The 19,744-nt window shown below is 68.3% G+C and carries 13 protein-coding genes; 6 read left to right on the forward strand and 7 right to left on the reverse strand.

Features of this window, described 5'->3' with window-relative positions:
- From ON23_RS23685 to mftR, 3 genes are all read right to left on the reverse strand, one after another.
- Positions 1-11,061: non-ribosomal peptide synthetase (locus tag ON23_RS23685; protein WP_167331890.1), on the reverse strand; the 11,061-nt coding region annotated here is incomplete at its 3' end.
- An 822-nt stretch (positions 11,062-11,883) separates the two neighbouring features.
- Positions 11,884-12,063, reverse strand: coding sequence for a hypothetical protein (locus tag ON23_RS23690; RefSeq protein WP_063008434.1), 180 nt, complete (start codon positions 12,061-12,063; stop codon positions 11,884-11,886).
- A 228-nt stretch (positions 12,064-12,291) separates the two neighbouring features.
- Complete coding sequence (mftR, locus tag ON23_RS23695; RefSeq protein ID WP_306307144.1) at positions 12,292-12,939, reverse strand: mycofactocin system transcriptional regulator MftR; 648 nt, start codon at positions 12,937-12,939, stop codon at positions 12,292-12,294.
- 50 nt (positions 12,940-12,989) lie between these two features.
- On the opposite strand from mftR, the gene mftA reads away from it, so the two are divergent.
- From mftA to ON23_RS23715, 5 genes are all read left to right on the forward strand, one after another.
- Complete coding sequence (mftA, locus tag ON23_RS37050; protein WP_081879272.1) at positions 12,990-13,100, forward strand: mycofactocin precursor MftA; 111 nt, start codon at positions 12,990-12,992, stop codon at positions 13,098-13,100.
- A complete protein-coding gene (gene mftB / locus ON23_RS23700; protein WP_223273802.1) occupies positions 13,090-13,395 on the forward strand; it encodes a mycofactocin biosynthesis chaperone MftB in 306 nt (101 codons plus the stop codon). Before mftA ends, mftB begins: the two co-directional genes overlap by 11 nt.
- Positions 13,392-14,579 carry a mycofactocin radical SAM maturase gene (mftC, locus tag ON23_RS23705; RefSeq protein ID WP_039780882.1) on the forward strand — a complete coding sequence of 396 codons (1,188 nt, stop codon included), beginning with the start codon at positions 13,392-13,394 and terminating at the stop codon, positions 14,577-14,579. Before mftB ends, mftC begins: the two co-directional genes overlap by 4 nt.
- Positions 14,580-14,677: 98 nt before the next feature.
- Positions 14,678-15,850 carry a pre-mycofactocin synthase MftD gene (gene mftD, locus ON23_RS23710; RefSeq protein ID WP_039780883.1) on the forward strand — a complete coding sequence of 391 codons (1,173 nt, stop codon included), beginning with the start codon at positions 14,678-14,680 and terminating at the stop codon, positions 15,848-15,850.
- Positions 15,851-16,639, forward strand: coding sequence for a mycofactocin-coupled SDR family oxidoreductase (locus ON23_RS23715; RefSeq protein ID WP_039780884.1), 789 nt, complete (start codon positions 15,851-15,853; stop codon positions 16,637-16,639). It abuts the gene before it with no gap.
- Positions 16,640-16,741: 102 nt separating this feature from the next.
- On the opposite strand, the gene ON23_RS23720 is transcribed toward ON23_RS23715, so the two are convergent.
- From ON23_RS23720 to ON23_RS38055, 3 genes are read right to left on the reverse strand one after another with little or no spacing between them, the layout of a single operon-like run.
- On the reverse strand, positions 16,742-17,173 hold the full coding sequence (locus ON23_RS23720; protein ID WP_157170274.1) for a hypothetical protein: 432 nt from the start codon (positions 17,171-17,173) through the stop codon (positions 16,742-16,744).
- The gene (locus tag ON23_RS38050) at positions 17,170-17,316 is read right to left on the reverse strand and encodes a hypothetical protein (protein ID WP_157170275.1); all 147 of its coding nucleotides are present in this window, start codon (positions 17,314-17,316) and stop codon (positions 17,170-17,172) included. The genes ON23_RS23720 and ON23_RS38050 overlap by 4 nt, the downstream gene beginning before the upstream one ends.
- Entirely contained in the window at positions 17,313-17,567 is a 255-nt protein-coding gene (locus ON23_RS38055) for a hypothetical protein (protein ID WP_143860301.1), read from the reverse strand. Before ON23_RS38055 ends, ON23_RS38050 begins: the two co-directional genes overlap by 4 nt.
- 179 nt (positions 17,568-17,746) lie before the next feature.
- Between ON23_RS38055 and ON23_RS23725 the strand changes: the two genes are divergently transcribed.
- The gene (locus ON23_RS23725) at positions 17,747-19,111 is read left to right on the forward strand and encodes an NsdA family TPR-like regulatory protein (RefSeq protein WP_039780903.1); all 1,365 of its coding nucleotides are present in this window, start codon (positions 17,747-17,749) and stop codon (positions 19,109-19,111) included.
- Here the strand turns inward: ON23_RS23725 and ON23_RS23730 are convergent.
- Entirely contained in the window at positions 19,095-19,631 is a 537-nt protein-coding gene (locus tag ON23_RS23730) for an NUDIX domain-containing protein (RefSeq protein ID WP_039780886.1), read from the reverse strand. The two genes, ON23_RS23725 and ON23_RS23730, sit on opposite strands and share 17 nt — an antisense overlap.
- Between the last annotated feature and the right edge of the window lie 113 nt (positions 19,632-19,744).

Consider the following 19,744-nt stretch of genomic DNA (forward strand, 5'->3'; position numbering starts at 1 on the left):
GATCAGCCACCGGGCCAGCCGGTGGACACGGTCGGCGAAGTCCCGGTAGGTCAGCGGGTCGCCGTCGGCGGGCAGGATCGCCGGAGCATGCGGGGTGCGCTGCACCTGTTCGAGGAAGCCGTCCACCAGGTTTCGGCCCACCGACATCGGGTCGCCGGTGTCGTTCCAGCGTTTGAGCACCAGCTGCCGTTCGGCGGCATCGAGCAGGTCGAGCTCGCCGAGCGGTGCGTCGGCGTCGGTCGTGAGCCCGTCGAGCAGGCGGACGAACCGGTCGGCGAACCGCTGGGCCGACTCCGCGTCGAACAGGTCGGTCGCGTAGGTCAGCCGCAGCGTCATGCCGGCCGGCTCACCGGCGGGACCGTGCTCCTCCGTCACCATGAAGAGCAGGTCGTAGATCGCGGAACTGTCACCGGGATCGATGGTTTCGGCGATGAGGTCGGGAAGTTCCACACGCGCCCGCACCATGTTCTGATAGGCGAGCATCACCTGGAACAGCGGCGAGTGCGCGGTCGAGCGGGCCGGCCGCAGCGCGTCGACCAGTTGCTCGAACGGCACGGTCGCATGGTCGAAGGCCTCGATATCGTTGCGGCGCACCGCGTCCAGCAAACCGGTGAACGTCCGGTCGAGCGTGACGCGTGTGCGCAGCACCAGGGTGTTGACGAACATGCCGACCAGGTCGTCGAGTACCCCGTGGCCGCGGCCGGCATGCGGTACGCCGACCGTGACGTCCTCGCTGCCGGACAGCCCCGACAACAGCACCGCGAGCGCCGCGTGCACCACCATGAACGTCGTGGCTCGCGCACGCTGGGCCAGCGATTCCACCCGGCTCTGCAGTTCCGCCGGAATGTCGGCGTGGATCAGCGCGCCGCGATGGCTCTGGTCGACCGGGCGCGGCCGGTCGGCGGGCAGTTCGATCAGCTCGGGTATGCCGGCCAGTCGCGTTCGCCAGTAGGCGATATCGCGGGCCACGGGCGATTCGGGGTCGTCGGGTGAGCCGAGCACCGCGCGCTGCCACAGGGCGTAATCGGCGAACTGCACCGGCAGCGGCGGACGATCCGACGGCTGGTCGCCGGCCCGCGCCCGATACGCCGCGACGAGATCGGCGGCCAGCGGTGCCACCGAATAGCCGTCGCAGCTGATGTGGTGCACCGCGATCGCGACCACCCGGACGGTGTCCGACAGCTGATACAGCGCTACCCGCACCGGCACCGCCTCGGACACGTCGAATCCGGTGGTCGACAGCGCGGCCAATCGGCCGGCCAGCTCATGCTCCTCGGTCCGCTGCGGCGTCAGGTCCCAGTCCGCGACGACGGCGGCCGCGTCCAGCACCACCTGCGTGGGCACGCCGTCGACCGCCGGGTATACGGTGCGCAGACTTTCGTGGCGTTCGACCACGTCGCCGACGGCTGCCGTGAGCGCGTCCGCATCGAGGCGGCCTTCGAGCCGGACTGCCAGCGGCACAATGTATCCGGGCGCCTGCGGGTCGTACTGGTTGAGGAACCACATCCGGGTCTGCGCCGTCGACAACGGCAGGCGATCCGGTCGCGGTCCTGGTGCCGGGGCGGGCAGCGCGGGCACACCCCGCAGCCGGGTGATGCGCTCGGCGAGCTCGGCGACGGTGGGCGCTTCGAAGATCATCCGCACCGGTACGGCCGCATCGAGTGTGGCGCCGATCCGGCTCAGGGCGCGCGTGGCGACGAGCGAATTACCGCCCAGGTCGAAGAAGTCGTCGTCCGCGCCCACGACGGGCACGCCGAGCAGTTCGGCGAAGACCTCGGCGACCGTCTGTTCCACGATCCCTTGGGGCGCACGGTATTCCGTCTGGCCGATGGGGTCCGGAATCGGCAGGGCCCGGTAGTCGACCTTCCCGTTCGCGGTGAGCGGCACTCCGTCGATCCGGATGACGGCGGAGGGCACCATATAGGCCGGCAGGCGTTCCAGCAGCAGGCGCCGAATCCGCCTGGTGTCCACGGTTTCCGGTGCGACCACGTAGGCGATCAGGCGTTGCTCGCCCCGGCCCGCGTAGACGCGCGCCACCGCCGCACTCACCTCGTCCTGCGCGAGCAGAGCCGCCTCGATATCGCCCGGTTCGATGCGGAGTCCGCGAATCTTGACCTGGTCGTCGGCGCGCCCGACGTAGCTCAGGACGCCGCCCTTATCCCACCGAACCAGGTCACCGGTCCGGTACATGCGCGACCCGGGGGCGCTGCCGAGAGGGTCGGCGACGAATGTCGCGGCGGTCAGATCCCGGCGCCGGTGATAACCGCGGGCGAGTTGGACACCGCTCAGGTACAACTCCCCCGTCACCCCCACCGGTACCGGATGCAAACGCGAATCCAGCACATGGACAAGGACATTCGGCTCAGGCGTACCGATCGGCACGGCGCCGCCGTCGATACCGTCGACGTGGTAGGCGGTGACGCTGACCGCGGCCTCGGTCGGCCCGTACAGGTTGTCCAGGCGCGCATCGCTGAGTTGCCGGAAGCGGCGCACGGTGTCGGCCGGCAGCGGTTCGCCGATGCACAGCACGCGCCGCAGATCGGGGAAGCGGTGACCGGCCGCCACATCCTCGAACGCCGAGAGCAGCGACGGCACGAAATCGGCCGTGGTGACGTGATAATCGGCGATCAGCCGCGCGACCGCCGCCGGGTCGGCGCCCGCACCCGGGCCGGCGATCACCAACTCGGCGCCACAGGTCAAGGCGCAGAACAGTTCCCACACCGACAGGTCGAAGGTGACAGGGGTCCGCCACAGCATGAGGTCGTCACCGAGCCGGTAGTGCTCGCGCAGCCAGCACAGCTGATTCACCACCGCGGCATGCGATACGGCCACGCCCTTCGGCACCCCGGTCGAGCCGGAGGTGTAGATGACGTATGCCAGATTCTCCGGTCGCAGCGGCCCGAGCCGGTCGCGGTCGGTCACCGGCGAGGCGTCGAGCGAGCCGCCGCCGAGTTCGGCGAAGTCCCAGACCGGGAGGTCGACGGGCAGGTTCGCCTCGTCGGATCGGCGGGTGAGTACCGCCCGGGGCCGTGCCGCGCCGAGCACCGCGCGCACCCGATCGAGTGGATGTTCCGGATTCACCGGCAGATACGCCCCACCGGCCGCATGGATGGCGTAGAGGGCGGTCAGCAGGTCGACCGAGCGGTGCATCGCCACGGCCACCACGGTGTCCGGGCCGACGCCACGGTCGATCAGCGTCCGCGCGAGTGCGTTCACCCGGGCCGCGAACTCGCCGTAGTCGAGCCGCGTGCCGTCCTCGGCGTCGAGGACGGCGCTCGCCCGCGGTGTCGCCGCGGCCTGGGCAGCGAACAGTTCGGCGATGGTCGCCGAGGACGGCGCCATGGTCCCGCCGGTTTCGCGCCCGGCCAGCTCGCGCGCCTCCTGCTCGGTCAGCAGGTCGATATCGCCGATCGCGCGATCGGGCCGGTCGACGACCGCGCGCAGCAGCCGCACGAATCGGTCGATCATCGAGCGGATCGTGGACTCGTCGAACAGGTCTGTCGCATAACCGAATTCGAGGGCCATCCCGTCCGGTTCCCCGTCGCGGCGCGCGGTGTCGACCAGATTGAGGTGCAGATCGTATTTGGCCACGCTCGGGTCGGCCGTCCGGGCGTCGACGGTCAACCCGTCGAACCGCACCGCCGGAATGTCGATGTTGTGGAACGCGAAACCCACCTGGGTCAGCGGCGCATGGGCCGTGGAGCGAGGCGGATTCAGCACCTCGACGAGACGTTCGAACGGGATGTCGGCATGGTCGAAGGCGGCGAGATCGGTCGCACGGACCTGCTCCAGAATCCGGCGGAAAGAAGCGCCGGGGTCGATGCGGGTGCGCAACACCAGGGTGTTGACGAACATGCCGATCAGGCGGTCGAGCCCGGGTTCTCCGCGCCCGGCGACCGGTGTGCCGACCGCGATGTCGTCGCTGCCCGACAGACGTGCCAGCAGGGCGGCGTACGCCGCGTGCAGCACCATGAAAACCGTGGCATCGCACGAGCGGCCCAGCACGGTGAGCGCCCGCCCGAGGTCGGCCGGCAGGGTGTGCGACACCGTCGCCCCACGGAAGCTCTGCCGCGCCGGGCGCGGGCGGTCGGTGGGCAGATCCAGCACTTCGGGCAGATCGGCCAGGGCCGTGCGCCAGTAGCCGACCTGCACGGCGGCCGGAGCGCTCGGGTCGTCCTCGGTGCCGAGCCGTTTGCCTTGCCACAGTGCGTAATCCGCGTATTGCACGGGCAGCGGATCCCATCGCGGTGCCTGCCGCCGGCGGCGGGCCTCGTAGGCGGTCATCAGGTCGGCGGCCAGTGGCGCGAGCGAGGATCCGTCGAAGCTGATGTGATGAACGACGAGGACCAGCGTGTGTTCCTCGGGGGCGGTGCGCAGCAGGACGATCCGGAACGCGACGTCGCGGGTGACGTCGAATCCCGCGGCCGCCGTCGAAGCGATCCGCGCCTCGAGCTCGGCCGCGGGAACCGTCACCGGTTCCAGCTCCGGCAGCGCCTCGCGCACCGGCACGATCACCTGATGCGGCCCGGTGTCGCTGTCCGGGTGCACGGTCCGCAACGCCTCGTGCCGGTCCAGCACATCGGCGACGGTCGCCCGCAGGGCCGCCACGTCGAGCGGGCCGGACATGCCCACCACCAGGGCGATGTTGTAGAGCGCGGAGTCGGTGTCGAACTGGTTGAGAAACCACATCCGGGCCTGGGCCGGCGAGAGCGGGATGCGCGCCGGTCGCGGTTGCGGCAGCAGCGGTTCCCGCCCGGGTGTGTCGAGGGTGCGCAGCGCCGCGGCGAGCGCCGCGACCGTCGGGGCGTCGAAGACGGTGCGCAACGACACCTCGACACCGAATGCGGCACTCAGCCGCGCGACCAGCCGCGTCGCCGACAGCGAATTGCCGCCGAGGGCGAAGAAGTCGTCGGCGGCGCCGACCCGGTCGATGCCCAATACGGCGCCGCACAGATCGGCCACGAGCTGTTCGGCCGCATCGCGCGGCGCGACGAAATCGGCTCGCGCACCGGCGAATACCGGCTCGGGCAGGGCGGCGCGGTCGACCTTGCCCACCGAGGTCAGCGGCAGGGAGTCGAGAACCGTCACCGACTCGGGAACCATATGCGCGGGCAGGTGGCGCGCGGCGTAGGACGTGACGGCGGCAACGTCGACGTCGTCGTCGACGGGCGCGAGATAGGCGGCGAGCCGCGTTCCGCCGTCGGTCGCGACGCTCACCGCGACCGCGGCGGCGACGTCCGGATGACCGGCCAGGACGGCCTCGATCTCACCGAGTTCGATGCGTTGCCCGCGGATCTTCACCTGGAAGTCGGTGCGCCCGGCGTACTCGAGGGTGTGTTCGGGGGTCCAGCGGGCCAGATCGCCGGTGCGGTACATCCGCTCCCCCGCCGCGCCGAACGGTTCGGCCACGAACGCCGCCGCCGTGTCCGCGGGCCGATCGAGATATCCGCGGGCGAGATGAATGCCGGAGATGTACAGCTGCCCTGTCACCCCGACCGGCACCGGCCGCAGCCGCTCGTCCAGAACCAGTGCCCGCACCCCGTGAATCGGACCGCCGATCGTCACCCGATCACCGGGTCTCAGCGGATCGCTGATCGCCACCATGATCGTGGTCTCGGTCGGTCCGTAGCCGTTGTGCACCCGGCGCCCGGGACCCCACGCCGCGACGGTGTCCGCCGAGACCGCCTCCCCACCGGCCACCAGCACCCGCAACGACCCGAGTTCGGCGGGCGACATCGTCGACAGCACGCTGGGTGTGAGGAACGCATGCGAGATCCGTTGCCCGCGAATCAGTTCCGCCAGCGGCTCACCGGCGAAGACATCCGGCGGCGAGACCACCAGCGTCGCGCCGTGCGGATGTGCCATCAGCAGTTCCAGCACCAGCGCGTCGAAGCCCGGAGCCGCCACCTGCAGCACGCGCGCGGAATCGCCGATCCGATACCGATCCCGTTGTTCGGCAGCGAAATTCGCCACACCCGCGTGCGTCACGGCGACGCCCTTCGGCTCACCGGTCGAACCCGACGTGTAGACCACGTACGCGGTATTCGACACCCGGCACGGGCGAATCCGGTCGCGGTCGGTCACCGCGGACGCGGAGCGGCACGTGATGCGGGCCTCGGTGCGCGGATCGTCGAGGACCACTCGTTCGGTGGTGTGTGGCACCAGATCCCGCGTCGCGGTCACGGCGACAGCGACCCGGACGGTCGCGAGCATGACCGCCACGCGCTCGGCCGGATTGCGCGGATCCACGGGGACGAAGGCCGCCCCCGTCTTCGCCACGGCCCACATTCCCACCACGAGTTCCACCGACCGCGACAGCACCAGCGCGACCCGGTCGTCGGCTCCGATCCCGTACTCGATCAGCACTCGGGCCAGCTGATTCGACCGGGCGTCCAACTCCCCGTACATCACGGTGTGCCCGCCCGACACGATCGCCACCGCCTCCGGATCCCGGACCCTCAGCAGCTCGGCCAGCACGCGCGGCGCCGCGGCACCGCCACCGGATGCGGGCACCAGCGCGGCGCGCTCACCGGCCGACAGCACATCGACCGCACCGACCCGCTGCCCCGGATCACGCACGACCGATTCGAGAATCCGATGCAGCCGCGCGGCGAACTCCTCGACCGTGGCCCGATCGAACACGTCGGTCGCGTAGTTGACCCGCATCGGGAGATCGCCTGCCGCCCGGGCATTCTCGGCGACGGTGACGATCAGGTCGACCTTCGCCGGCTGCGGTCCCGGATCCAGCACCTCGGCGGTGACCCCGGCCAGCTCGAGAGTCGGGCGGTCCATATTGTCGAACGCCAGATATACCCGGCACAGTGGATCCTGCGCCGCCGCCGACATCGGCTCGATCGCTTCGGCGACCTGTTCGTAGGGCAGGTCGCTGTGGGCGAGCGCGCCGACATCGATGTCCTCGACCCGCCGCAGGAAGTCCCCGAACGTGTCGTCGTCGTCTACTCGTGTCCGCAGCGGCACGGTGTTGACGAACATGCCGATCAACGGTTCCAGCGCCCGTTCGCCGCGGCCCGCGACCGGCGTGCCGACGGTGATGTCCGCCGAGCCCGACAGCCGGGCCAGCAGCACGGCCAGCGCCGCGTGCACGACCATGAAGGTGGTGACCTTCGCCGTGCGCGCCAGCTGCTCGATCCCGGCACAGGTTTCGGCGGTGATCGCGGTGTCGACGACGTCGGCCGGCAGAGACCGGCGATCCGGCCGCCGGCGGTCGGCCGGGAGCTCCAGCGGCCGCGCCATATCCGCCAATTGCGCTGTCCAATAACGTAATTGGCGAGCGGCGAGCGACTCGGGATCGGCGTCGTCGCCCAGTAACAGGTGCTGGCGGATGCTGTAGTCGGCGTATTGCACCGGCAGTGGCTGCCAGCCGGGGGCGTACCCCTGCGCCCGCGCACGGTAAGCGGTGGCGAAATCGGCGGCGAGTGGCGGCAGCGACGATCCGTCGCAGCAGATGTGGTGCAGCACGACCACCAGGACGTGTCCGTGATCGGCCGTGTCGAGCAGTGTGGCCCGGATCGGCGGCCGGTGGCGCACATCGGTTCCGGTCGACACCAGCTCGCCGATCCGGTGGTCGAGTTCGTCGGCGGAGACGCGCCGCGGTGTCACATCCAATTCCGCGACGACATCCTCGGACGGCAGAATCACCTGTGTGCCTTCGCCGTTCACCGCCGGATACATCGTGCGCAGGGATTCGTGCCGCTCGATCACGTCGGCCAGGGCCGCGCGCAGGGCGGCGGTGTCGAGCCGTCCGGACAGCCGCAGCACCAGCGGGATGTTGTAGGCCCCCGATTCGGGCTCGATCTGATTGATCAGCCAGATCCGGGTCTGCGCGGGTGCGAGCGGAATGGGATCGACTCGCGGCTGTGGCCGCAGCGCGGGGCGAGCGGACCGGCGGGCGCCGTCGATATGGGCGGCGAGCTGGGCCGCGGTCGGCTTCTCGAACAGCTCGCGCACCGACAGCTCGCACCGGGTCGATTCGGCGATCCGCACCGCGGCCCCCGTGGCCGTCAGCGAGTTGCCGCCCAGCTCGAAGAAGTCGGCCAGCACACCGACCCGGCCGACGCCCAGGACCTCGGCGAAGACATCGGTGATGGTCTCCTCCACGGCGGTGCGCGGCGCCACATACGCCGCCGCCGAATCCGGGGCCGGCTCGGGCAGGGCCCGATGGTCCACCTTGCCGTTGACGGTCAGCGGCAGCGCGTCGAGCACCACGACGTGGGCCGGGACCATGTAGTCCGGCAGGATGGAACGCACATGTGTGCGCAGCTCCTCGGCCGCACAGACCGCTCCGGTGGCCGGCACCACATAGGCCAGCAGCCGGGCCGCCTCGGTACCGGGCAGATGCACCACGACGACCGCCGCCGACACCGAACCGTGGCTCAGCAGCGCGGCGCGGATCTCGTCGAGTTCGATCCGGAACCCGCGCAGCTGCACCTGCCGATCGGCGCGGCCTCGATACTCCAACTCGCCCTCGAGATTCCGGCGCGCGATGTCACCGCTGCGGTACAGCCGCGCACCCGGCGCACCGAACGGGTCGGCGACGAAGCGTCCCGCGGTCAACCCGGGCCGGCCGATATAACCCCGGGCGAGTTGCGTTCCGGCGACGTAGATTTCGCCCCAGGCGCCCAGCGGCACCGGTCGCAGGCGCTCGTCCAGGACGTACACGCGCAGGCCCGGCAGCGGCGGCCCGATGGTGCTGGGTGCGCCCGGCACGGCCCGCTCGGCCGTCAACGGGGTGTAGGTGACGAAGACCGTGGTTTCGGTGATGCCGTAACTGTTGGCCAGCACCGGAAGATCCGGATTGTGCGCATACCAGTCGGACAGGCTCGCCGGATCCAGCGCTTCACCGGACAGGACGACGAGACGCAGGGCGAGCTCACCATCCGGTTGCCCGGCGTCCAGGTAGCGCCGTCGCGCGGCCGCGAACTGATGGAACGCCGACGGTGTCTGACTGAGAACGCTCACCTTCTCCCGCGCGGCGAGGCGGACCATCTCGTCCGGTGAGCGCGTGACGGGACCGTCCACCACCACGAGCCGGCCGCCGGTGACCAGCGCACCGAAGATCTCCCACACCGAATAGTCGAATGCGAACGAATGGAACAGCGTCCACACGTCGCCGGCACGGACCCCGATTTCCGCACCGGCGTTCGTCAAGTAGGCGGCGACCGCGCCGTGGGTGATCGCCACACCCTTCGGCCACCCCGTCGATCCCGAGGTGTAGATGACATAGGCGAGGTTGCCGGGACGCAGGGGACGCACCCGGTCGGCATCGGTAATCGGTTCGGCACTCTCGGTGGCGTCGTCGTCGAACAGCACGACGCGGCCCGCCTCGGGCAGCCGATCGGTCAGGCTCCGGTTCGTCACCACGGCGATCGGTTCGGCGTCGTTCACCACGTAATCGAGGCGCTCGAGCGGGTGTGCGCGGTCCAGCGGCAGATATCCGGCGCCCGTCTTCACGACAGCCAGTACGGCCACGATCAGATCGACATCACGTGGCAGCGCGATCGCCACCAGCGTGTCCGGCCCGGCCCCGAGGGCGATGAGCCTGCGCGCGAACCGGTTGGAGCGCTCGTCGAGTTGGCGATAGGTCAGCGCGGTCGTCCCGTCGTCGACGGCGATCTCGGACGCCGACGACGCCACCTGCCGCGTGACGAGGTCGGCGAGTGTCGCCGCTGTGGCCGTCCCCTCGCGGCCCGCGAGTTCGCCGAGCACCCGCCGCTGTTCGGCGGGACCGACCAGCGGGATGTCGACCAGCCGGGCATCGGCGGGCGAGTTCGACATGCGGTCGAGGAAGTCGACGAAGCGGCCGGTGTGGGCGTCGAGTTCGTCCTGTCCGTACAGGTTGGCGTTGCCGTGCAGTTCGACCGCCAGCGGTGCGCCGGCGCCCGCGCGGTACATGTTGAACTGCAGGTCGTCCAGCGCTCCGGAGGTCAGCGCGCGGTAATGCCCGATCGCCTCGCCGAGACGGATCTCGGCATCGAAGAACAGGATGTTGACGATCGGGCCGAACGAGGTCGCCGCCGCGTCGAGGGCCTCGGACTCGCGGCGCAGGTCCTCGAACCGGTAGAGCTGATGTCGCATGGCCAGCACCAGTTCGGACACCGATGCGCGGATCAGATCCTCCACCGTGGTCGCCGGATCCACGGTGAATCGGATCGGCACCATATTCGCCAGCATCGCGGCGGCATTGCGCAATCGCCTCGTCACCCGCCCGGACACCGGCAGCGACAGGACGACCTCGTCGGTTCCGGTCATGCGCGCGAGGAAGGCGGCGAAAGCGGCCACCACCACCTGGGCCGTCGAGGCGTGCAGGTCGTCGGCGAATCGGTCGAGCCGCGCGGTCAGCGCCGAGGGCAACGTGCGCCCGGCGTAGCGGTCGTCCTCACTCCACTTGGCGGAGCGCCCGGCCAAACTCGTGGCCGGCGGCAGTCCGGCCGCCTTGTCCAGCCAGTACGCCCGGTCGGTGTCGAATCGCCGGCTCGCCCGATAGTCGTGCTCGGCGGCGATGATCTCGGTCAGCCCGGGTGCCGCCAGCGGCGTCGGCGCCCTGCCCTCGATGAGTGCGTTGTAGTGCTCGGCCACGCGGTTGAGGAGATTGAACGCGCCGTAACCGTCGACCACGAGATGGTGGGCACGCGCGTACCACAGATACCGGTTCTCGCCGATCCGGATGAGTCGCGTCGCGGTGAGCCGGTCCCGGGCCGGATCGACCGCCTTGGTCCCGTAGTCGCGGCGCATCCAGTCCATCGCCGCCGCGTGCGGGTCCGCGGCGTCGGTGAGATCCAGCAGCGGCTCGTCGTAGACGATGCTGCGATCCACGTACTGATACGGGCGACCGCCGACCTCGACGACGCGGACGATGAGTGACTCGCTCTCGTGGCCGGCGTCGTTCACCGCCTTGGCGAAGGCGGCGTAGTCGATATATCCCTCGATCTCGACGTAGTGGGCGATGTTGACGTTCGGTCCGCCGGGGAGGTTGTCCGCCAGCCACATTCCGTATTGCGCCCGGGAAAGCGGAATCAGATCAGGATTTCGGTCGGCAGGCATGGCTGAATCCGGACTCATCGTCTAACCCCTCCTCGAATTCCGAGACACGGAGCAGCGCACACCCCCACCTGTTTCCATGCGCGGAATTCCCCGTTGCGGTACTCTTGCTTACGAATGCAATTTCATTTGCGATTCCGGCGAGTGGCCGGATTCCGAGTGGCAGGCTTTCCGAATCGCCGGATTTCCGAATGAACCCGGGCGCGCGTAATCCACGTCGATCACGCGCGGTTCGACGCACATGACGTCACCCCAATCGGGGTCGAGAACGATCGACTGTCCGATTGAGGATTTGATGAATACGGTGCGCCCTGCCCTGCGTAGCCGAGGACCCCCTCTCACCGAACGTGGCGAGCACTGAGCGACAACTCTTCGCCGTATTATCACGACGTGCCGCCACAAACTGCGGGCGGCCCGAAAGCTCCACTCGCACAAGGCATATGAGGGCCCCGTCGAATGGGTCGGAACTACGAGCGATTTGTCCGTATTAAAGTGGAAGGCGTATTGTCGAGCGGGTCGATCCCCCCGCCACGCCACGGTTTCGGAAGCTGGTGTCGGCATTGTGTCCGACCCGGGGAGACGGCCCCGGCGAGCAATGTTTCACCTCTCCACACGACGACGCCGCGCGGAGTGACCTATTGCGGTCCACGCTGTGCGGAAAATCGTTGTACCCCACCTAGCCGATACTACTGAACAGCGCCTTTGCTGTCCCGCACTCGCCGTGAAATCCGGCGAACTCCAAGCATAACCTTCCGATCGGACCGATTCCGAGAAGGACACCGCGGAAGCTTCGCCCGGTGATACCCATACCGGTGAGCGGCGGATTCACGGCCCGAGGAATAGCCGTTCGTTCGGCAAACGGTTCTCCGGAAGGCGGCCGTCGATCGTGTCGAGAATGAATTCGATCGTGCACCAGCGCTTGCGCCGCCAGTCCCGGACGATATTGTCCACCGCCGCGGCGGCGGTCCGGTAATCGAAGGCCGTTCCGCCCAGCCAGATACGCATGTGCACATCGTTGTGCACCGCGTACCCTCCGCCGCCGGGCCTCAGCACGGCACCGTGACGGCCGAGGTCGCGCTGCCACAGCGACGCTGCTGCCGATTCTCTGCGTTCATCTTCGTCCCCGAGCGGTAGTGCCGGCCTGACTTCCGTCCAGCCTTCCTCCCGCGCGGACGATCGGCGACCGTAGAACTACGTACTTTTCCTACGCAGTGCGTTCCTCCGTGACCGTCCCTACGTGGTCGCGGGCTCGGCGCCGAATCCGGAACCCCAGCTCCGCAGCGCGCGGTCGAGGATGTCGGTGAGCTCCTGGTCAGGATGGTCGAGCCAGTGCTCGTATCCCGCGATCGCGACGCCGAGTGCGCAGTGTCCCGCGACCTGGGCGAGCAGATCGCGCGTGCCGACACCGAGCCGGGCCGCCACGAATTCGGCGACCACGTCGCGCCACTCCTGATAGCGCAGCGTCGAATGCGCTTGCAGCGCGGGAACTTTCAGGATCAGCTCCATGCGCTTGCGATGCCAGGGCACCTGGGCCGGGTCGAAGCGATTGAACTCGACCACCACACTGCGGACCGCGTCGGCGACCGGCTGATCGGGCGGGCACCGGTCGAACAGATCGCGCATCGCCTGCAGTTGATCGCTGAAGTTGCCCCACACGACGTCGTTCTTCGATTCGAAGTAGCGGAAGAAGGTCCGCTTGCTGACACCGACGGCGGCCGCGATGTCCTCGACCGTGGTGTCGTCGAATCCGCGCTGCTCGAACAACTCGAATGCGACTCGCTCCAACTCGTCCGCGCTGGTAGAGGGCCTGCGACCCGCCCTGGCGCGCGGTGCGACAGGTTTTTCCGCCGTCACCCCTTCCATTTTGTCACTCGGTGACATTATGCTGTGCCTCACACCCGTTACCCCGATCCCATCCCCTAGGAGCGGTCATGAACGAACCCATCACCAGCCAGACAGTAGTCCCCGCCGAGGACGCGCTCGTCGAAGACGACCTGCTCGTCGAGGATGTCTCGATCGATGGCATGTGCGGTGTCTACTGACGTTTTCGATCCGGCCGGCTCCTATCGGCTCGCGCCCTCGATCTCGCTGCGGCCCGAGCCGTTCGGAGCGCTGGTCTACGACTTCACCACCCGGCGGCTGTCGTTTCTGAAGACCAAGCAGCTGGTGGCGGTCGTGCAGGGACTGGCCGAACACCCTTCCGCGGCCGCTGCCCTGGCGGCCGCGGGGGTCGCCCACGCCGAACACCCCCGCTATCTGAGCGCGCTCGCCGGTCTGCTCGAGGCGGGCACCATCACGCCGCGTCCCGCCGGCCCGGACGAACAGGATCACCGATGAAGCTGGTCGAACATTTCAAACACGGTCTCGACGCCCCGATCTGCCTGACCTGGGAACTCACCTACGCCTGCAATCTGGCGTGTGAACACTGCCTGTCCTCGTCGGGCCGCCGCGACCCGCGCGAACTGTCCACCGCCGAATGCAAGGCGTTCATCGACGAACTCGAACGCATGCAGGTCTTCTACGTCAACATCGGCGGCGGCGAACCCACCGTGCGCAGCGACTTCTGGGAACTGCTCGACTACGCGGTCGCCCATCACGTCGGAGTCAAGTTCTCCACCAATGGGATTCGGCTCACCCCCGAACGGGCCCGCCGGCTCGCGGCCACCGATTACGTGGACGTGCAGATCTCCATCGACGGCGCCACCGCCGAGGTCAACGACGCGGTGCGCGGACCGGGATCGTTCGATACCGCGATGCGGGCCATGCAGAATCTGGCCGACGCCGGGTTCGAGAACTTCAAGATCTCGGTCGTGATGACCCGCCACAACGTGGATCAGCTCGACGAATTCAAGGCCATCGCCGACCGCTTCGGCGCCCAGCTGCGCATCACCCGGCTGCGCCCGTCCGGACGCGGCGCCGATGTGTGGAACGAGCTGCACCCGACCACAGACCAGCAGTTGCAGATCTACGACTGGCTCGTCGCCCACGGCGAGGGCGTCCTGACCGGCGACTCGTTCTTCCACCTCAACGCACTCGGCTCCACTCCCATCGCGGGACTGAACCTGTGCGGGGCGGGGCGGGTGGTGTGCTTGGTCGATCCGGTCGGCGACGTGTATGCCTGCCCGTTCGCCATCCACGACGAATTCCTCGCCGGCAACGTCCGCGACACCGGCGGATTCGCCGGCGTCTGGCGCACCTCTGATCTGTTCGCGCGATTGCGGCAACCCCAAACCGGTGGCGCCTGCACCTCGTGCTCGGCCTACGACGCCTGCCAGGGCGGCTGCATGGCCGCGAAGTTCTTCACCGGACTGCCCTTGGACGGTCCCGACCCCGAATGTGTGAAGGGCAACGCCGAACTCGCCCTCGCCGGAGTCGGCGCCAAACCCCAGCCGGACAAGAACCATTCGCGCACTGCGGCGCCACGACGCACGGTCGCACTCGGCATCCCCACTCGCAGCCGCGTCACTCCCGGCACTCCTGATCGCGCCTGCGACACCAGCCCGCTCGCCGGGCTCACCTGACAAGACGAAACCAATGGGCACCGATCGCCGTCAGCGCGCCGCACCCGCTAGCACCGCATCGGCCGCACGCCCACCTCGACTGCAGCACAAGGATTCTCATGGCAAGCACCCGTGACTGGTTCGAATCGGTCGCCGAGGCCCAGCGCCGGGCGAAGAAGCGCGTCCCCAAGGCCGTCTACCTGGCCCTGCTGGCCGGTTCCGAAGCCGGCGCCACCCTCGACGACAACGCCGCCGCCTTCACCGAACTCGGCCTGCGCCCCCACATCGCCGACCTGCCCGCCACCCGCGACCTCGCCACCACCGTTCTCGGACAAGACATCTCGATGCCGGTGATCTGCTCCCCCACCGGCGTCCAGGCGGTCGACCCCGCCGGTGAGGTGGGCGTCGCGCGCGGGGCCGCGATGTCGGGCACCGCCTTCGGGCTGTCGTCGTTCGGATCCAAGCCGATCGAGGAGGTCATCGCCGCCAACGACAAGACCTTCTTCCAAATCTATTGGCTCGGAAGCAAAGACGACATGGTCGCCCGCCTCGACCGCGCCCGCGAAGCCGGCGCCAAGGGCATCATCGTCACCCTCGACTGGGTCTTCGCCACCGCCCGCGACTGGGGCAGCCCCGCGCTCCCCGAACGCGTCGATCTGAAGACCGCCGTACGCTTCGCACCCCAGGTCGTCACCAAACCCGGCTGGCTGTGGCGCTTCGCCCGCACCGGAAAACTCCCCGACCTCACCACCCCCAATCTGGTCCCGCGCGGGCAGCAGGGCCCGACCTTCTTCGGCGCCTACGGCGAATGGATGGGCACCCCACCGGTCACCTGGGACGACCTGGCCTGGCTGCGGCAGCAATGGGACGGGCCGTTCCTCATCAAGGGCATCGGCCGACCCGACGACGCCAAGCGCGCCGTCGACATCGGCGCCACCGCCCTCTCCGTGTCCAACCACGGCGGCAACAACCTCGACACCACCCCCGCCGCGATCCGCATGCTGCCCAGCGTCGTCCAAGCCGTCGGCGGACAGGTCGAAATCCTGCTCGACGGCGGTGTGCGCCGCGGCAGCGACGTCGTGAAAGCGCTCGCGCTCGGCGCGAACGCGGTCATGATCGGCCGGCCGTACCTGTGGGGCATGGCCGCCGCCGGGGACCGCGGCGTCCACAACGTCCTCGAAGTCATCCGCCAGGGCATCGACTCGGCGTTGTACGGACTCGGCCACTCCTCCATCCACGACCTGTCCCCCGAGGACGTCATCGTTCCCGACGGCTTCACCCGGGGCATGTAAGTGGCCCCCGCCTCGGTCGCCGTCGTCACCGGTGCCGCCCGGGGCATCGGCGCCGCCACGGTGCACCGGCTCGCCGCCGCGGGCTGGCGCGTCGTGGCCGTCGACATCTGCCGCGACGACCCCGCACTCGGTTATCCGCTCGGCACCCGTGATCAGCTCGCCGCGGTGGCCGCCGCGCACGCGGGGACGGTCGTCGACGTCGAAGCGGATGTTCGCGACATCGAAAGCCTCGGCCGCGCAGTGGAACTCGCGATGGACCGGTTCGGCCGGCTCGACGCGGCCGTCGCCGCCGCGGCCGTGATGACCGGCGGCCACCCGCTCTGGGAAACCACCCACGCCGACTGGGCGCCGATGTTCGACATCGGCGTCCACGGCACCGCCAACCTCGCGCGGGTCGCCGTCCCCGCCATGCTCGCCCGACCCGAACCCCGCACCGGCCGATTCATCGCCCTCGCCTCCGCGGCCGCCCACCACGGCATGTGGCATCTCTCCGGTTACAACGCGGCCAAACACGCCGTCGTCGGCCTGATCAAAGGACTCGCCCACGACCTGCGCGGCACCGGCATCACCGCCACCGCCGTCTCCCCCGGATCCACCCGCACCGCCCTGCTCACCGAAACCGCCCGCCTCTACCACCTCGACACCGTCGACGACTTCGCCTCCCACCAACTCCTCGACCGCATCCTCGAACCGGACGAGGTCGCCGCCACCATCGCCTGGCTGTGCACCCCCGAATCCGCCACCGTCACCGGAACTGTGGTGCACGCCGACGGCGGATTCGTGTCGTGATCGCCGAACTCCCCGCTGACCGACCAGTGGTCGCGGCCGCTCACATCCGTTGCGGCGCAGCGATTCCCGAGAGCCCGAGTCCGTGGGCGAGTGTGGCCGCGGTCAGTCCGCAGAGTGCGTAAAGGGATCTTGTTTCGCCACCGCCCCTGCCGGGCCTGCCGGCGGGTCCGGCGCAAGGGGATTCACCGCACCACAGTCCGGCGCATAACCACCGCCCCGCTCGTACGTGGACCGACCGGACAGGTCGTGAATGTCGGTGATATCCGCCAGTTCCGGCGGAACCCGCTCACGGAGATGTCCGAGGTCGGGCACGATCAGCAGCTCGATCCGATGGGCCGACAGGTGATCGAGCAGGGCCTCCGGCACGATCAGGCTTCTGCTCTTGGTCAGCCCGATGTAGACATAGCCGAGCCGTCGGGCGACTGCCCGCATCGGCAGATCGAACCGGTGCGCGGTTTTCACGAGGTCCACACAGACGTAACCCATTGCACGTGCGGAAATTTCATCGTCCATCGCCTCGCCTTGCGAAGTCATCGATCCTCGTTCTCGATCCGCCGGCGAATGGCGTCGACCTTGCGGTCCTTCGGAATGCGCTGCGGGACAACCAACGTGGCAATCAGAACGACCAGCGGTAGGCCAATGCAAACGACGAAGCCGCACAAAGCCCATCCGGTCATGACTGCCTTTCCTCCAGCGCCCGGCGACCGCGTTCGCTGATCTGCCACCGCGCCCGTGAACTGCTGAAAACAACGAATCCGCACGTTGACAGGCGAGTAAGCGCGACGCGTACACGCCACCCCGCCAATGCCGCATCCCGGCGAATTTGCCCGGTGGTCAACAGACCACCGGGTGCCAGCAGCGACAGCACCACAGAATCCGATCTGTTCATTTTCGGCTTCATCGGCAGTCCCACCATCGCATCGGCCATCGAATCGCATCCATGAACCGAGAACACACGAAATGAGGCAGCGGCCGGAACACGCGCGAGCCGGGCAGATGTCGTCACAGGATGCACGCGGAATGCAGCGGGGGTGGACGTGTGCGCAGGGGGTGTGTGATTGCCGAATGTTGTTGGAAAGCGTTGATTACGCGTGCCACACTCCGATCATGGGACGTAAGCCCAAACAACCCAACCTCGAACTCACGGAGCTCCTGAACGAAGGGGCGATCAGCCGAGGCGGCCTCGCAAGGCGAATCAACGATGCGGGAAGAGCTGTCGGCCTCGACCTCTCATACGATCACACATCGGTCGGGCGATGGTTGAGCGGTGAACAGCCGAATCCCCCTGCACCTCAACTGATTGCGGCTGCATTCTCGGAGATCCTGGGTCGACGAATTGTGCCCGCGGACTGCGGTATGTCCGCAAGTTCCGGTTCCGGCGACCTCGGTTTGGAATTCTCGCTGAGTTTGTCCGAGGCGTTGGGATCCGTAACAACGCTGTGGCGCGCTGACATCGAGCGACGCCGGTACCTCCTCGACGCTTCATACGCCGTAGCTGTCTATCCCGCGGCATCGATGCGCTGGTTGACGATGCCCGGACCCGACCATCCCGTCTCTGCCGGTCGCCGTAGAGTGGGAAGTGTCGATGTCGAAGGCGTTCTCGCCATGACGAGAACATTCCGGGACCTCGACAATCGAGCCGGAGGGGGCAGGGTGCGGTCGACGATCGTGCACTATCTCCACAGTTCGGTAGCTCCATTGCTGCGCGGGAGCTACGCCGAAACCATTGGGCGACCACTGTTCTCGGCGGCTGCCGAATTGACGAAAATCGCCGGATGGGCGGCTTACGACCAAGAGGAGCACGGTCTCGCACAGCGCTACCTGATTCAGGCTCTCCGACTCGCCCGAGCGGCGAACGATCGCGGTCTGGGCGCTGAGATATTGGCAGCCATGAGCCACCAGGCGACCTACGTGGGTCGCCCGGGCGACGCCATCGACCTGGCTCGCGCGGCCCGCATGACGGCCCGAGCCACAAGTTCCGCTGCCTTGGAGTCGGAATGTCACTTGGCCGAGGCGCACGGTCACGCAGCTCGGCAGGACAACTCCTCGTGTGCCGCGTCGTTGAGCGCAGCAGAGCGATCGTTCGAGAAGGTCGACCGAACAGGTTGCCCGGAATGGCTGTCGTATTTCGACGCCGCATACATGTCAGCCAAGACGGCACATTGTTTTCGCGAACTAGGCGACGACGCCCGTGCCGCTCGCTTCGCCGAACAGTCTCTCCAGATGTCGTCCGGCTACCAGCGAGGGCGTGCCTTCAACCTGACCCTGCTGGCGTCTGCTCGAACAGCCGAGGATCCACTCGAGGCGGTGCGCGTCGGTCGCGAGGCAGTCGAACTCGTGTCCGCGATCTCCTCGCAACGCAGCTACGCGTACCTGCGTGAGCTGCGCCGCCGGCTCGATCGGCACAAGGGCCTTCCAGAAGTTGCCGACTTCCAGCACGAGGTGCAGATTCTTACTACCCGACCGTACTGAGCGCGCGGTAAACACCGATTACTGTTGCGGCGCCGACGATTTCGCCACGCTCGATCATCGTCGCGGCCTCATCCAACGGAACCCAACGAATGTTCTCCGCCTCGTTGACGTCCGGTACGGTGTCGGTCAGTTCGGCACCTTGGGACAGGTACACCTCCTGCGGGTGGTCGAGGGTGCCGATCGCGGGCTGGTAGGTAACCAGATGCCGCATCGACTTCGGCCGCCACCCGGTTTCCTCCTCCACTTCGCGAGCCGCCGCGGCCGCGACGTCTTCGGCTCCGTCGACATACCCTCCGGGCAATTCCCACACCCATCGATCGATGATGAATCGGTGCCGGTACATGAGCAGGAGTTCGTGGCTGTCGTTCAGCACTACTGTCATCGCACATCTCGGCATGCGGGCGACGTACTGAGTGAACGTCACGCCGTCCGGCAGCTCCACGTCGACCGTCGACAGCCGTATGTGCCGGTTTTCGTCGACCAAGGTCTCGCCGAGGATGGTCCACTGGGTACGCGTCACATCCCGACGGTATCGCGAACTCGTATCCGAGCGTGGCCGCCTCGGGGCATACTCCCCGACCGCACGGGAGACCGCGTCCCCGACACGGGCGAACAACAGCGAAACCTCGGCCC

Source organism: Nocardia cerradoensis NBRC 101014 (assembly GCF_000308535.1).
Classification (GTDB): domain Bacteria; phylum Actinomycetota; class Actinomycetes; order Mycobacteriales; family Mycobacteriaceae; genus Nocardia; species Nocardia cerradoensis.

Bases quoted from the DNA above. Each gene is read 5' to 3' on its own strand.
- ON23_RS23690 (WP_063008434.1), bottom strand. From the start codon at position 12,063: ATGCGTATCTGGCTGGGCGGAACGGCCTTCGATTACCGGACCGCCGCC.
- mftR (WP_306307144.1), bottom strand. From the start codon at position 12,939: ATGTCACCGAGTGACAAAATGGAAGGGGTGACGGCGGAAAAACCTGTC.
- mftA (WP_081879272.1), top strand. From the start codon at position 12,990: ATGAACGAACCCATCACCAGCCAGACAGTAGTCCCCGCCGAGGACGCG.
- mftC (WP_039780882.1), top strand. From the start codon at position 13,392: ATGAAGCTGGTCGAACATTTCAAACACGGTCTCGACGCCCCGATCTGC.
- mftD (WP_039780883.1), top strand. From the start codon at position 14,678: ATGGCAAGCACCCGTGACTGGTTCGAATCGGTCGCCGAGGCCCAGCGC.
- ON23_RS23720 (WP_157170274.1), bottom strand. From the start codon at position 17,173: ATGACTTCGCAAGGCGAGGCGATGGACGATGAAATTTCCGCACGTGCA.
- ON23_RS38050 (WP_157170275.1), bottom strand. From the start codon at position 17,316: ATGACCGGATGGGCTTTGTGCGGCTTCGTCGTTTGCATTGGCCTACCG.
- ON23_RS38055 (WP_143860301.1), bottom strand. From the start codon at position 17,567: ATGGCCGATGCGATGGTGGGACTGCCGATGAAGCCGAAAATGAACAGA.
- ON23_RS23725 (WP_039780903.1), top strand. From the start codon at position 17,747: ATGGGACGTAAGCCCAAACAACCCAACCTCGAACTCACGGAGCTCCTG.